Source organism: Nocardia spumae (assembly GCF_020733635.1).
Taxonomy (GTDB): domain Bacteria; phylum Actinomycetota; class Actinomycetes; order Mycobacteriales; family Mycobacteriaceae; genus Nocardia; species Nocardia spumae.
In genome coordinates, this window is record NZ_JAJFZL010000005.1 from 1 (window position 1) to 14,825 (window position 14,825).

General features: G+C 62.5%; 14 protein-coding genes. 12 read left to right on the forward strand and 2 right to left on the reverse strand.

Annotated features, from left to right (window positions below):
- Positions 1-4,566: 4,566 nt before the first annotated feature.
- Positions 4,567-5,016, reverse strand: coding sequence for a GntR family transcriptional regulator (locus LKD76_RS31640; protein ID WP_227985625.1), 450 nt, complete (start codon positions 5,014-5,016; stop codon positions 4,567-4,569).
- Positions 5,017-5,864: 848 nt separating this feature from the next.
- On the opposite strand from LKD76_RS31640, the gene LKD76_RS31645 reads away from it, so the two are divergent.
- The 12 genes from LKD76_RS31645 to LKD76_RS31700 all read left to right on the forward strand — a co-directional run bounded on the left by LKD76_RS31645 (position 5,865) and on the right by LKD76_RS31700 (position 13,248).
- A complete protein-coding gene (locus tag LKD76_RS31645; protein ID WP_227985626.1) occupies positions 5,865-6,314 on the forward strand; it encodes a hypothetical protein in 450 nt (149 codons plus the stop codon).
- Positions 6,315-6,353: 39 nt separating this feature from the next.
- Positions 6,354-6,563 (forward strand): hypothetical protein, encoded by a 210-nt coding sequence (locus LKD76_RS31650; protein ID WP_227985627.1) that lies wholly within the window; start codon positions 6,354-6,356, stop codon positions 6,561-6,563.
- 659 nt (positions 6,564-7,222) lie between these two features.
- Entirely contained in the window at positions 7,223-7,498 is a 276-nt protein-coding gene (locus tag LKD76_RS31655; protein ID WP_227985620.1) for a hypothetical protein, read from the forward strand.
- Positions 7,495-8,454 carry an FtsK/SpoIIIE domain-containing protein gene (locus tag LKD76_RS31660; RefSeq protein WP_227985628.1) on the forward strand — a complete coding sequence of 320 codons (960 nt, stop codon included), beginning with the start codon at positions 7,495-7,497 and terminating at the stop codon, positions 8,452-8,454. The genes LKD76_RS31655 and LKD76_RS31660 overlap by 4 nt, the downstream gene beginning before the upstream one ends.
- Positions 8,455-8,587: 133 nt before the next feature.
- Positions 8,588-8,824 (forward strand): hypothetical protein, encoded by a 237-nt coding sequence (locus LKD76_RS31665; protein WP_227985629.1) that lies wholly within the window; start codon positions 8,588-8,590, stop codon positions 8,822-8,824.
- Entirely contained in the window at positions 8,821-9,111 is a 291-nt protein-coding gene (locus tag LKD76_RS31670) for a hypothetical protein (RefSeq protein WP_227985618.1), read from the forward strand. Before LKD76_RS31665 ends, LKD76_RS31670 begins: the two co-directional genes overlap by 4 nt.
- The gene (locus LKD76_RS31675) at positions 9,108-9,281 is read left to right on the forward strand and encodes a hypothetical protein (protein ID WP_156769674.1); all 174 of its coding nucleotides are present in this window, start codon (positions 9,108-9,110) and stop codon (positions 9,279-9,281) included. Before LKD76_RS31670 ends, LKD76_RS31675 begins: the two co-directional genes overlap by 4 nt.
- Positions 9,278-9,433: a hypothetical protein gene (locus LKD76_RS31680; protein WP_227985617.1), complete on the forward strand. Its 156-nt coding sequence runs from the start codon at positions 9,278-9,280 to the stop codon at positions 9,431-9,433. Before LKD76_RS31675 ends, LKD76_RS31680 begins: the two co-directional genes overlap by 4 nt.
- A 135-nt stretch (positions 9,434-9,568) precedes the next feature.
- The gene (locus tag LKD76_RS31685) at positions 9,569-10,153 is read left to right on the forward strand and encodes a hypothetical protein (RefSeq protein ID WP_227985630.1); all 585 of its coding nucleotides are present in this window, start codon (positions 9,569-9,571) and stop codon (positions 10,151-10,153) included.
- A complete protein-coding gene (locus LKD76_RS31690; protein WP_227985631.1) occupies positions 10,134-11,840 on the forward strand; it encodes a replication initiator in 1,707 nt (568 codons plus the stop codon). Before LKD76_RS31685 ends, LKD76_RS31690 begins: the two co-directional genes overlap by 20 nt.
- A 340-nt stretch (positions 11,841-12,180) precedes the next feature.
- Positions 12,181-12,444, forward strand: coding sequence for a hypothetical protein (locus LKD76_RS31695; RefSeq protein ID WP_227985632.1), 264 nt, complete (start codon positions 12,181-12,183; stop codon positions 12,442-12,444).
- A gap of 267 nt (positions 12,445-12,711) precedes the next feature.
- Positions 12,712-13,248, forward strand: coding sequence for a tyrosine-type recombinase/integrase (locus LKD76_RS31700; protein ID WP_308188917.1), 537 nt, complete (start codon positions 12,712-12,714; stop codon positions 13,246-13,248).
- A gap of 621 nt (positions 13,249-13,869) precedes the next feature.
- On the opposite strand, the gene LKD76_RS31705 is transcribed toward LKD76_RS31700, so the two are convergent.
- Positions 13,870-14,825 (reverse strand): HNH endonuclease signature motif containing protein (locus LKD76_RS31705; protein WP_227985633.1); only part of this gene is annotated, 956 nt, incomplete at its 5' end.

Here is a 14,825-nt window from a genome sequence, read left to right on the forward strand (position 1 = left end):
ACAATACGCGAGCAGCGACCTCAGGAGGATCGGAATGCGCAACTTCTTCGCAGGCATCTGGCCCGTAACTCCTTCTTTCAAAATGCCCCGTGGGGCCCGCCAACGAATGTGCCCTTGCGGGCGAGTTAGGCAAGGAAGCACACCAGTAAATGATCGCTCTGAGTACGAGACCGCTACGCCCGTGACCGAATCTCTACCGAGAAAGATCTGCATCTCACCGGTCAGGCCACGACCGAACCCACCAGCAGCACCATAGGTGCTCGAGATCTCCCGTCACAAGCAGTACACCGATCGAGGCGAGAACACGCCGAAGCGATCCCAACTGCGACGGATCGGCATTTGCGGTGGCGAGCTGGTGTTGGCTCGGTAGGCATGACCTAGGGATTTTGGGCGGCAACGTTGGGCGAAGAGGGCACCGCTGCGCAGCGTTGCGTACTCACTGCGTACCGATACCGCTGGGCTGAGATCTGGTCTCCTGCTCCGGAGGCAGCCCCGGAGCATTTTCCCGGGTTTGACCTTGGGTTTGGATGTATCCCGAGCGTTGGGTTGCGTCCGCCAGAGTCCGGGGAGATCCGAGTGAGTTGTGACATCGTGGTGACATCAATGTCCTGCCTCACCGGGGCTGAACTTCGCATCCCCGGTGACTTCCCTTGCCCTGCTTCCTCATACTGGCCGCTCTGTACTGGTGGCGGCCTAGTCAATGGGGCCGAAGGCATCACGCAGTGACGCGAAGCGCCATTTACCTCGGCCGTGGCGAAGTCAGACAATCGAGCCATGAGGAGGCTGGGCCACTCGTCGGCTCCTGTCTGCCCGATGGTGCGACCCCGAAGTCGACAGGGCGATCACCGTTTATTCCGGGCTGGATGTCGGAGGTGTCTGATAATAAGTGTTTCAGCGGCCGTTCGCCACTTCCGGCCGGTAGCCGCAGGAGGGTCGACGGTGTCGATGGAGATTGAGGGTGACGGATCTTGGCGTACGGCGATCGCCCTGACGCAGACTCTGGACGAAAGCGTTCACCGACGAGTTCAGCGCATCACTGTGCTCGCACCGTCCGAACCGAATCCGACGGCACGTCCCCCTAGGTGATTCCGACAAGATGCTGCGGCGCCAGGAAATCGTCAGCCTGATGAAACGCGCTCACACCGGTTCTGTACGTCAGCAGGAGTTCCAAGAGGTTCGGTCTGGAGACGTGGTCGTGGAGTTGAAGCATCCGCGTCCCGGCAACCTCGGGGGATGGCACTACCGGGTCTACACCGGCGTACCCAAACATCCTGACCATACGTATTTGGTCTGGCTCGGAGCTGGGCGTAAGCCGGACAGTGAGTTTGATCCGGAAGGGTGGGGTGAGCTGCAAACCGGCCAGATAGAGACCTCCCACTGCCGATTCAAGTGTGGCTTGCTCCCGATATGCTGACAAACGTGATGTTGCGGTTAACCTCAACATATGAGCACGTTCGACGATCTCGAGAGGGCTTTGGGGATCGATACGTCGGACCCGAGGAGGCGCTCGCCCGCGACTTGGTCGAGGCAGACCACGACATGCTTGAAGCACTGGTGCACATCCGCAAGTCTGTGGCCAAGATGTCAGGCGCGGAGGTGGCAGACAGGATGGGCCGCCTCAGGTCCGTCGACACAAATTCGAGACAGTGACGGAGAACGCATCTGTCCAACGAATTCGGCGGTATGCGCACGCATCGGGGCGGGGATACTCCCACGTCGAGTGGGTGGATCGAACGGGCGCCGGAAGGGTGCAGCGGCGGAAGCCCCTACAGAGACTGTTGGCGCTGCCGGGTTTGCAAAAGAACCTACGACTCAGAAGTGCAAACGCCGCTGTGGGTGATGGGCGATCACTACACTGCGTGCGGCCAAAGTCCTGGTCGACTGGGCGTCAGTGCATAGACAGCGCATCGATATCGCGTTCCACCCGCCGTCGCGCGATATTCTCGATCGCCATGTTCAGGTTCATGCATCAGTTCAAGCCTTCCACCCCCCTGAACTCCGACGCTGTTGGGGCGGGTACGTGAAGATTACGGTGATCACTGGGATTCGCCCAGCGGATCCAGTGGGCAAAGTCATGCCGCTCGGTTTGAATGGTCGTGGGTCGTCACGCGAAAGAAGTCCGTATTTCATGTGATCCGAAACCGGCAGCAGGACGAATGCTACGACGTTCAAATTGGATGCGGAGCTGACGGATGCGAACCGACGTGCTGACATGGAGATAGTGAAAAGCGGGCATAAAGATGCCACCGCCGGACGAGTCTGCAGCATGATGCTTGGTTCACTGTAGGCCGGGTATGACCTGTGGACGGTAAATTGGGAGTCAGGATAGCGACCGGAAGGGAATACGGGCGTACTGGGTTGAGTCGGCCACTGGCGCTCCCGGACCGGCCGCGTAGCCGAACCTGACTTGCTTCCTATCTACAGAAATAAGGCGAATTCGGCAGCGACCCAACGTAACTGCTGCGGAAACCCGGTGCGGACGGAAGGACGTCGTCCGCACCGGGTGACCGGTGTCCCGGTGTGACCAGCACCGGCGGATCGGCCGGAGTCGACGTCGTTGGCGACTCGCTACCGGCGGCGCTGCCGGTGGCCGAAGGCGGTGGGAAGGGGGCCGAAGCCCCCTCGGGGTCACTTGTAGGCGGCTGCGGGGATCGTATGCGTCGGCGGCGGCCTGGTTGGTGAGGTCCCTGCGCGTGGTGCGGGTGGCAGCGGTAGGTGGTCGCTCCGAACCGGGGCATCGGGTGGATTTCGGTGGCGAGGGCTCGCAACCGCGGATTCCGCAGACGTAAGTGGTGGTGCTCATCGGGAGGTCCTTCCTCGTCTGCTGTGGTCGATCTGGGCTTGTCCAGACCACCGGTGTGGGTGCGGAAAAGGGTGGGCGAATGCCCATCACGAAGTGACGCGTAGCGCCTTTGGAGTGCCCTGCGCCGGTGGTATGCCTTCGGCAGATCGTCCATAGCAATGCGGAAGGATCGGGGGCGCCGAACGTGCTGGTGTGGCAACCGAACTGCGTCGCACGGCACCGAGATCCTGTGAGCTTCCTGGGGATATCCGGCTACGAGGGCGACCACAAGCGGTTCGACTGAAGCTGGTGGCTGGCCGATTCGGTCCTCGGCTGCGGGAGGCCGGCCGGTTACGGCATGACGTCGCGCCCAGCACTGCCCGTCGTTGCATAAGTGGCCAGAACAGAAGGGAAGTCGGCGTTCTACCACGGTCGCCAGAGCGGCGCCGACGCGCCCGACGCGCCGCCGAGGCGGCGTTCCTTTCAGCGAGCGGTTTGCGCGGCGCCGCGTGGCGAGCGCCGACTCGGCGGCGCGCCAGCCGCCGCCCTTGATCCTCTCTAGCCAAATTCCGCCACGACCAATGCAGGTGAGTCGCATTTGCTCGCGAGAAGGTCAGTCGCGGGACAGACTTGGAGCATGGCTGAGCTTGCGCTGACGGCGGACCGTCGTGAAGAACTGGCCGGGGTTGTTAGGGGACGAACAGCGTCTTCGGGCCGAGTATCGAAGGTGGCGGAGTACCTCGATCCCGCGCCGATGCTGCGGAGGGACGGGGGACGACGGGCCGACGCAGCGTTCGATTTTGCGGCTCGTGCATTACATGACAGGCGGGCCTCGATCAGCGCGAAACCCATACTGGGACATCGCTCGGGCCTCGGTGTCCGAACGTCAGGGGGCGCCTGGGTGATGGTTGGACGGTGGACTGGTCTCGAGGCAAGCGCGCTGACTGGGATTCGACGCAGACCAATCATGCAGGACGCTCTGCCTACGCGATTCCGATCGCCGTAGAGACCGTGGCGTGGATGCAATCACTTCTAGCACTGGGCGTCGGTCGTCGAGCTCGGAGTTGGCCACGCGGTTTATGGGCTGCGCAGTAGGAAGAGCGCAGGTCTGGCTGTTGCGGCGTATGCTCGGAACCGCCGGGACCGGTCACGAAAATCGTCGTTCACTAAGGCCGAGGCCAAGCTGCGAACGTCTGGCTGAGCGTTGGTGATCATCGGGCAGAATTCGCTGCGCGGTCGGTACGGCAGTGCCGATGAGGTCCTGTTTCTGTGTTGGCCGCCTGGATGGGCAACACGATGGCGTCGGATGCACTGGCGGCCTTCGAGGCGACGGCGGTTCGCCGTGGTCTACATCGGTGAGCCGAAAGGCGGAAAGACCGGCGATGAAGCCTTTTTCGATGCGCTGGACTCGCGATGGAAGATCGAATCAGAGGATTCGGGATTCATCTCTTGGTGGAATCTCGCCGATCGGGCTCAGGGCTGGGTCCGTCAATAAAAGAGCCGCCGGTCATCCATAGTCGGATGACCGGCGGCCGCGCAGAGCTTTATTTCTCGGTAGCCGCTTCAAGTTCCGGTTTCAGGTTCATGCGGAAAAAAATGCGTAATAGCGATCCCTCGGGTAGGACACATCCGAGACCATAATTACTCGTCCTGTCGCGGTGATGTAGCGCTGGTGGACGGTCTTCACGAGGTCGCCGGGGGTGGTCTTCAACCACTCGCGTGTGACGGCACCGGGATGCTGTCCGCCACCGTTTCCTCAAGGGTGGCAGCGTCGGACGTGTCCGCTACGTCGACGGGTGGTAGCTGTCAGACACGGAAATCGGCCGGCCATCTTCGCTGGCGCGGGTGACGACGTGGGTGATCTCTTCGCCGACTGCTACGCCAAGGGCATCGGCCAATGCTTCTGTGGCCGACACCTTCTCCGTTGCCCGGTCGATCTGAACCGTGCTGTCGGACTCGTTCGCGAACGTCACTTCCGGGTCCTCCATCTGACGTTCGGGCGAGATCCGGATCAGGTTCGGCCGATCCGATACGAACACTCCGCGCCTGCGCACAGACCGGACGAGCCCTTGGCTCTGAAGGAGCTCGAGTGCCTTCCGAACCACGATGTCGGAGACATTGTTGCGCGCCGCGATTTCCGAATAGCTCGGCAGTTGAGTTCCGGGCGGCAATTCTCCGCCGCGAATTCGGCGAGCATATTCGCCAGCGATGGAGACGTAGGCAGGTTCCGCCATGTGGCTCATTCCCTTCAATTCGAAAATCACTAGCGCGTAGGACGGGGGACTAGTATAGCGCACTTCGTATACGTAAAACCGTATTCGCACTGGTATCGCGCGAAATATTCATGTATTCGAATCTGTATCCGAATCGACAACTCCAATTCAGAGCCCGCTTCGTCCGACGATCGGAGGGACGGCGCTCCGGCAGTACGCCACCAGCGCAATACACCACAGCCGACAGAGGCAGACACGAAAAGCAGTCCGAGGGTTTCGAACGCGTTCACCCCCGCCGTCCACTCTGCTGCATCGCCATCGAAGCGAACGACAGTCGAGGTAGGACGGCTTCGACATCGGGCTAAGCCAATGAGGTTGTCAGGGGTTAGCGGGTCCAGGTGGCTTTGCCGAAGGGACGATCACCGCATCGACGTCGGCCGCGCGGACCTGATCAGGCAACGGGCAGCAACGAACCGCCGGCCAAATGAGCGCATAGCCCAGATGCCTCGCCAGGCGCTGGACCTGGCGCACGATCCAGTCTGGCGCGACGGGTGACATCGGGGGGTCGATCCACGCGAGAGCCGTAGGCGGAACCTCATTGCGCACACCTTCTTGTCCCGTGATGCCGCGCGTGTTCGGATCGTCAGCAAGCTCTCGACCGGCGGCGATAGCGTCCTTACATCGCTCAGCGTATACGAAGATACGTATACGGACAAGACAGTTTCGCCGCGCTGACCAGCGAGTTTGACCTTTCTCGCCCTTCGTATACGCAAAATCCTTGTGCGCATACGCAACTACGTTACGATGAATCCATCGCCGCTACCGATGAGGCGAGATTCGAAAGAACCCAGACGCAAGGAGATTCAGTCATGGCGCTCAAAGATCTGCGTTTCAACGTCGCGTTCAACGAAGCCTTCGAGAAGGGCCTCGTCCTGGTCGGCGAGATCGAGCGGACACCGAGTACACCAGAACCGCAACGCTCCGGCTCGTCAGAAGGTCGACCCGTGACGGGTCTGCGGCAGTGGAAGGCCACCGCCACCAACCCGGCCGAGACGAACCCGAAGAAGTCGAGCATTCAGGTGATCTTCCTGGCCGACGTGGCTCCGGTGCCCTCGACTCCGGAGGTGCTGCCCGGCATGCGCTCGATCGTGCTCGAGAACGTGACCCTTCAGCCGAAGGTCACCGGTCAGGGCGAGTTCAAGACCCTGGGCTGGACGGTGCGGGCTACCGGCATCGCGGGCGACAACTCCGGCGCCAAAGTCCCCGCGGCCGATCCGGGTGCGACTCGTCCGGCGCGTGGCGACGCGAAGGCTGCGTGATCGCCGTGTCGTTCATCAGCGCACACATCAGCAAGTTCGATGGCACGAGGCCGAGTACTGCCCGGCGCGCGGACACCGCATCGGGGCCGATCCGGGCCTCGGGTGAGCGTGGAGATGAACCACGAGGCCATCGGGTATGCGCGGCTGTATCTGTCGATCGAGGATGCTCGCACCCTCGCTGAGCAGCTGCCGCAGATCCTGATGATGCACGACGTGGCGGAGCGGCTGGCAGCGGAGAAGGCTGCCTGATGTTCACGCCTGAGCGGGGAATGCGTGCGGCGCGGGTGTTCGCGGTCTGGTGATCGTGGGCGTCGGCGCTGCCGCTTTCCAGGCTGTCGTTCGCCACGGTGCGGGATCTGGCCAAACTGGCTCATAGTGCCGTGCGTCGGATGCGTGGCTGTTCCCATCTAGAATACATCGACGGCACCATCGGTTCAGGCCACCCCGCACGGCCAGCTATTGGTCTGGCCAAATCCGCCGAACGAAGGTTCATCACCTGTGTTCTGGTGGTCGGGGCGCTGGGTGTCGGTGGCTGGGCAACAGCCACCACGCCGTAGCCCGCCAGGCAAGAGACTACCCTGAGGGCTGTGCGCGATCGTCGCGGCCATCGCCCCGATATCGCTGCTCGTAGACACCCACGGCCTGCCAGTGCAGGTTCCGGTGCCGCCAAACATGAATCGGCTCCCGCCGCTGCGGTGGCCGAGTTCGAACATAGTGCTCCCGCCGCTTGCGAAGGTACGACCGCGAAACTGTGGAAGCCCAGAACCTGCCGCGGCCCTGCCCGTGATGGTGCCTTCTGTGCCTGCGGTGGCTGTGGCGCAACCGATTCCTGTTTCTCGACCCGCGCAGCGTTGCTGCCGGTGTCCGTCCCGATCGGGAGCTGATCTGTCATGGAAACCACTGGCGCTGTGACCGTGGGTGCTACCACCCTCGCCGTCACCGCCGCAGCCCTCGGTGTGGCCGGCTTCTTGGCGTTCGGTCCGCGCCACGAGGTGGCTCCGGCCGCTGTCGAACACGCCACCGGCAAACCGGGCTGCGTGATGTTGTGCGACGACGAACCCTCCCTCGTCGCTCCGGATTCCGGCTGCACCATGTTCTGCCACGAGCCGGGCTTGCCTCCGGCCGATGTGCAGGGCTGTCAGCTGCTGTGCGGCCTCGACAACTCGAAGGAGCCCTGGCAATGACCGTCGTCGACATGGTTCCGGTCGCGGCGTCGGCGATAGGGGCGCTGGTGTTCGCGGCACACATCTTGCCGTGGGGCCGCCGCCCCACCACCACGACCGCCGTGAGCCTGGAACGCGAACTGGCCGAGGCACCGGAGATTCTTCGCCCGGCAATCGTGTCGTTCGCCTCCACGGCACACGCACAACTGATGTTTTCCCTGCTCAAGCTCGGCTCGGCCGAGACCGGGTTCCCGCGCGTCGAGTGGTGGGACTACTCCCGCCACGGCCTGACCGTCGACGTGCTGATGCGCGGTGGGCAAACCCTGGCCGACTGGACCAACGACGACACCCGCTCCCGCATCGCTGACCACGTCGGAGTGCAGCAGGTCACCGCGTCCTCGCCTGCTCCGGGCTGGGTGCGGCTGGAACTCCGCGTTCACGACACCCTGGCCGAATCGGTCACCACCGACCCCACCACGGTGGCTGCCGGTGTCGACCTGGAAGCGGTGCCGGTAGGTGTGCGGGAAGACGGGACGCCGTGGCTGCTGCGAATCCTGTACTCGCACATCCTTCTTGCCGGTGCCACCGGCTCGGGTAAGGGCTCGGTGTTGTGGTCGATCCTGGCCGGCCTCGGTCCGGCGATCAAAGCCGGGTTCGTGGATGTGTGGATGGCCGACCCGAAAGGCGGTGTGGAGTTCGGGCGCGGTGAAAACCGGCTGTTCGTCCGCTTCGCTGTCGACGCCTCCACCATCCTCGCCATGCTGCGCGAGGCCGTGACCGAGATGGACGAGCGCCTGGCCCGCATGCGCGCCGCAGGGGTCCGCAAGCTGGTCCCCTCGCCGGATGAACCACTGATCGTGATCGTCATCGATGAGGCCGCGTCGCTGTCCTCGTATGCCGACCGTGACGAGCAAAACGAGTTCCGGCGTCTGACGGGCATGTTGCAGTCCAAGGGCCGTGCCGCGTGGTCTCGGTGATCGCGGCCTTGCAGGACCCGTCCAAGGAGACGATGCCCAACCGGCAACTGTTCCCGGTCCGCATCGGCCTGCGCCTGGACGAACCGACACAGACCGCGATGGTGCACGGGCAAGGAGCGCGGGACCGGGCGCGTTGTGCGACAAGATCCCCGAAACCACGCCCGGTGTCGGCTATGTCGGCGAAGACGGCACCACGGAGTTCGTGCGTGTGCGTGCGTTCTGGATCTCCGACGAGCAAGCCGACGCGATCGTGGACATGTATTCCCCGGCAACCGATTTCGCCCCGGCCGCCGATTACAGCGATTTCGACCCCGACGACCTGGGCGACGACATCCCCGGTGACGGCTACACGGGTCCGGTGGCGGCATGAAACGCGGCATGGTCACCGAAAACCACGTGGTCATCTACTGCGACAGCTGCGGCGACCTCTATACCGACGCAGGTGGGCACGCGGTCTGCTTCACCTCCACCCATCACGCCGCCTACTACCTCGCCGCCGGTCGTAACGGCTGGCTCTACGACGGGGACCGCATCACCTGCGACGGCTGCGCCATCACCGCCGAATGCGACCTGCGCGGCCACCGCTTCCCCTCCACGAACACCCTTCGCCGCTGCGACCGCTGTGGCGCCCCCGATGAACAGGAGAACCCGAAATGAGCAAGCGCACCAGTGAATACGCCGACGTCATCGACCTGCACAGCCGTCGCCGCTGCCAGCTCGAAGCCCGCGGACTCGACCCCATCGGCATCGCGGTGAACATCCTCGCCGAAACCGGAGAGGTATTCGGCCACGGCTACGACCCCGACGGAGGGGACTGGGCCGCATGAACACCAAACATGAAGCACCACAAGTGAATCCGATCGTGCAAGCGGCAGCCGATCAGGTGCGAAAGACCAAACGCCGCAAGGTCAAAGACCTCCCGCGCAGGCAGCGCCCCAGTGAGCTGGGGCTGTTCGACGAATCCGAGGTGAAGCAGTGAGCACCACGACCAAAACCACCACCACGGTCCGGACCCGCCGCGACCCGGTAGAGGACCTCGCGACCCTGTTTCTCGCCCTGATCGGCTGGGCGGTGATCGCGGTGTTCCTAGCGGCCTGGTGCGCTGCTGTTCCCGATGGTGTCGCTGCCGATCGCTGCGGTGGCCGGCCTTTTCTGGTTCTACGGCTGGCTCCCGGCCCTCGGCATGACAATGGCCTCGGTCGCTGCGCTGGCCCTGTGGCGGGTGAAGGCTCCGGAATCGTTTTCCCGCTGGATCACTCGCCGTGCCCGGTCGCGGTTTCTGTCCTGGTTCCGGTATCGGCGGCAGTGGTCAGCACGGCTGGACGATTGCAGCCTGTCGGCCCGTGACGACCTCGGCGCAGCGGTGAAGATTCCGCGGCTGCTGGGCATCGACATCGGGACGGCCATCGACACCGTGCGAGTCGCGATGCTGCCCGGTCAGTGCCCCGACGACTGGGCCAACCGCGCAAGCCATCTGGCGCATGCGTTCGGGGCGCAGGAATGCCGCGTCAGCATCACCGGCCCGGCTCGCGTGGAACTGGCTTTCCGGCGCGCTGATTCGCTCGCTAAGCCGATTTCTGCCCCATTCGCACACACATCCCCGGCGGACTGGGCGGGCTGCCCCGTCAGGAAGGCGGAAACGCCGCGTGAAACCCACCAACCTCGAGGGAGGCCAGACCATGACAGACCAACAGCCTGACACCGATCCGGCCTCCCTCGGCCCTGTCCGGGACACCGCCGCCGATCGCCGCTCAATTCCGAACCTGCACGAGATCGCCCAGGCCGCCGCCGACAAATACGGCGAGTGCCGGCGCCCGATTCCGATGTACACCTATGACCGCGATACCGGGGATACGAAATACGTTGGTGCCCCCTGCAAATCGACGCTGGAAAGTGTGTGCCCCTCGTGCGCGGCCAAGGCTCGCTCCCTTCGGATGCAGCAGGCCCACGAAGGCTGGCACATCGAAACCGAACCCGTCGACATCAAACGCGACCCCACCCAACACCAGTTGGAGCTGGTCGAGACTCGCGCAAGCCTGATGACCAACTACCAGGAAGCCAAGGCGTCCGGCGATCAGGACATGATGGACGGCATCCGTGAAGTGGTCTCGGACGTGGATGCGGATCTGCGCGAAACCGGTGTGCGCGGGCGTCTTCCGGCGCTGGATCCCGAGCCGAAATCGGAGCGCAAACGGTCCACCCGACGCCGCCAGGACGTCCCTGATCTGCCACGCAAGAAGATCGACAAGGCCACGATCGGCCGTCAATACGCGGGCAAGTACCGGCCCTCAATGTTCATCACTCTCACGCTGGACTCCTACGGCAAGATCAACCGCGACGGTGCAACCAACGCGGACGGCAAACCGTGCTCGGACGGATCGGCCGCTGACCCCGATAGCTACGACTACCGACGCGCCGCCCGGGACATCGTGTTCTTCCCGGCGCTGTTCGACCGGTTCGTACAGAACTACCGCCGCGCGACCGGCCGCGACATTCAGTACTTCGCCACGGTAGAGCCACAGAAGCGCGGAGCACCACATATTCACATGGCTGTGCGCGGCACCGACCCCAGGGCGTTGATTCTGCAGATCGCGGCCGCGACCTACCACCAGGTGTGGTGGCCGCACTTCGACCCCGACAACGAGCAGTACACCGATGGGCACATGCCGGTCTGGGACTACACCGCCGGCCGATTCGTCGACCCCGACACCGCCGAGCCCCTACCGACGTGGGACGAAGCCATGGACGTGCTCGATACGGTCGACAACTTCGAACCCGCCCACGTGGTGACCTTCGGCAAACAGATCGACCCGAAAGACATCAAGGGCGTACTCGGGGGCAGTGAGGAAGCATCCCGGCACGTCGGTTACCTGACCAAATACCTCACCAAATCCATCGCTGAAGTGATCGAGCCCCAGACCGCTCGCGCCGCCGACCACTACGACCGGCTCCACGCGGAACTGTGCAAGACACCGTGCTCACCGAACTGCGGTGTCTGGCTGCGCTACGGCATCAATCCGAAGGGGGCCACCGACAAGACCCAGCCGGGCCGTTGCAAGGGCAAAGCCCACCGCCGAGACACCCTCGGCCTGCGCGGTCGTCGTGTCCTGGTCTCGCGCCGCTGGACCGGAAAGACCCTCCCGGATCACAAGGCCGACCGCGCCGAGTTTGTTCGGCAACTTCTCGCCAGGTCGGCATTCAGAAACCGGATACGTCCGGCTGATCGTCAAACGGTCGAGCCGGGAGACAGGAACGTGCCACCTCGCGAGCACCTGGTCATGGCCTCGATCGCTAACGGATCAAATGGCGCGCTCAATACGAAAACGCTCGCCTGGCAGCGGGACACCAGGCACACAACAAGTTTCGGCAATCCACAACGCAGATAGGAGGGGTTTTCATGTCCAAGCTTCTGAATGAGGCGGAAGTTCGCAAGCTCATCCCGATCGGGCACAGCAACGTACTACGAACTGAGGCTCCGGTGAGCTGCGCTCGGTGGAAGTCGGGCGGCGCGGTTGTCAGCGACCAGGCGGTGGCCGACTACCTGACGTTGGGGGGGGGGACCCAGGGGGCATAGCGTCATGCCCAGACAGTCGGATGGGCCCCCGGGCGTGGGGCAAAGATCTCCGTCACTCAGGCCGGGGCCGGAGAAGTTCACCGCGAGCACCTACGTTCGCGATCAGGACGGGAAGCGCCGCCAGGTCCGAGCGCAGTGGCGAAGCGAAGAAGATGCCCGCGCAATCTCCAGCGGCACTTGAAAACCGAACCTCGCCCTCTGCGAGGCACGGTGATAACGAGCGTACGACGCTCGCCGAGCTGTTCGCGTTGTGGATCGCGAGCAAGGAGAAAGCCGGGCTGAAGCGCCAAAGCGTCGACAAATACCAGCGTGCATGGGACAAGCACGGCGCCAAGCAGATCGGTGAACTGCGGGTCCGAGAATTCCCGACCAGTCGCGCTGAAAGCCACCTCGGATCGTGGCTGAGTCGGCGATGAGTCAGGCCAAGTTTCTCCGGGTGGCACTCACCGGCATGTTCGCGATGGCTGTCCGGCATGACGTGCTGGCGGTCAATCCGCTCCGAGAGACATCGCGTAATACGAGAAGAAGACGCCGGGCGTGCCTTGACCGTGGACGAGTTCGCGAGGGGTCGCGCGGCGGTGGTCGCGTACACCCAACGTGAACACGTTTCCGGTCCACGACCAGGACGTCTGTTGCCTCCGTTCGTCGATGTGATGGGCTCGACCGGGTGCCGGCCGAATGAGGTGCTCGGGCTTCGTTGGTCGGATGTCGATCTGCTGTCCGATCCGCCAGTCATGACGGTCGCGGGCACGGTGATCGATCACGGCAAGGTCAAAGGTCAGTCGTTGCGTCGGCAGGATTCTCGGAAGGGCGATGCGCCCGATCACACGGTCGTATTGCCATCGCTGGCTGTCGAAGCGCTGGCTCAGCTGCTCGGTGAAGCGAGCAAGGATCTCGAATCGTTGGAGACTCTCGCGGACAAGCCGGTCTTTCCGAATCGCGACGGCGAGTGGATGAGCCTGAACAACCTTCGGCGGTCTCTGCGTGCTGCACTGCCCGATGACCTGAAGTGGGTCACTCCGTATTCGCTGCGGCGAACCGTGGGAACGGTGATCCGCGACGGCCTCGGAGTCGAGCAGGCACAAGCCCAGCTGTCCCACGCTCAGCTCGCGACGACCGAGCACCACTACGTCGAACGGCGCACGCACGGTCCGGATGTTCGCGAGGTCCTCGACCGGTACGCGAAGGAAAGTACGGATTCGAATATAAGGGGAAAGTGAGGGATTTCACCTCGATGATCTTGGAAGGAAAGAGCCCCCGATCTGCTGATGCAGCTCGGGGGCTCTTTTCTGCGCGCCCGGAGAGACTCGAACTCCCAACCTTCTGATGGGTTCGTGCGTACATAGTTGTCCGCTGGGATCGTTCAGAGTGCCTGTGAGGCAACGTATTCTGCCTTGGACTGTCTTTTGACATCTGGGTCGGTACGCCAATGTACGCAGACGTTTGTGCGGTCAAAGTAACGACGGTTCATGTCCGAGTCCGATGGGCCTCACCCACCCTGTGACACCGTAATGACGCTCAGGGCTTTGGGTCACCACGGTAGCCCTGGCGAGACAGTAGATCACGACGTTGATGATGAAGAGCTATCGCGCTATTTGCGTGCGAGAGCTGATGACGAAGACGCGGTTTACGTGCGTATTTCGTGTTGGCATCCGTGGGTAGATGTCAGGCTTCGTGAGCCCTGCTGCGTACTCTCTGCGTCCCACTAGGCGTGCCCTGGGGAGATGCACCCGGTGCCAGCGTGCCGCACCGTCCACTCAGCCCACTTCGCAGGCGGGGGCTGCCTGATGACTCCGTTTCGAACGGCCGTCAAAGTTGATGGCGGCCGTTCGAACCCGCGTCTAGAATTCCTCAGCGTTACCATCCTCTGCTTCTTCGTCAATTTGGGAAGCTGTATCCCAGGCCGCCGGCCCCCTCGCCTCGATCTCAACCACCTTCGCGAGATACGCCTCGGTATCGCCCTTTGCAGATGCGAGCTTCATCTGAAATACAGCATCTCCGGAATTTGCAATTCGATGCTCATTCTTCAGCAGCAATTCATTCGCCTCATCCTCCCATCCAAGCTCTTCAAAAACACGCAGTTGCCACCACAGGTCGTCATCGCGAATGAAATCTTTGAGCGCCAGGATGAATAGGTCATCGGCCAGATTGCTCAACAAATTCTTAATATAGTATGCAGCTGTAAAATAGTTATCGGCAATCAGCGCCTCCCGAATACCCCCCAGGAGCACCTCGGCGGATTCTTTGTAACGCCCTACTTCCGCAAGCACTCCAGCCTTAGTGCTCCAATCATCACTAACCTCCTCGACTGCCCGATCCTTAACATCCTCGGGAAGCTTTTCCGCAATTCCCTGGACGTTCCTTATTAGAACTTGATAAAATGGACTTGGATCATTTTCTAGTGCACGCTCGACATACTTATCCCTCAGATGTTCATCGCCAGATTGGCTATACAATCGCGCCACCGCGAGCCAATCCTCTTGTTCCCGAGCAACTTCCAGCTTTGCAAGTATTTCCCGCAGCTTCAACTCATCGGACCGCTCTTCAGGCTTTCCTTCCGCATAGGACGAACCCGAACGATACGCGCGCACACGCTCAAGCCAATGCCGGCGATACAGAGCTACTTGATCAGAATCTAGCTTGCGGTCAAACCCGCCTTGAATCTGAGTCTCACGGTGACAATCGAAGCATAGGACAGCAAGGTTTCCGAAATCATTATTACTTGGATTATCATCAATATGATGAATTTGCACCGGCTTCTTGTTTCGACACACACAGCACGTTCGGTCCGACTCGA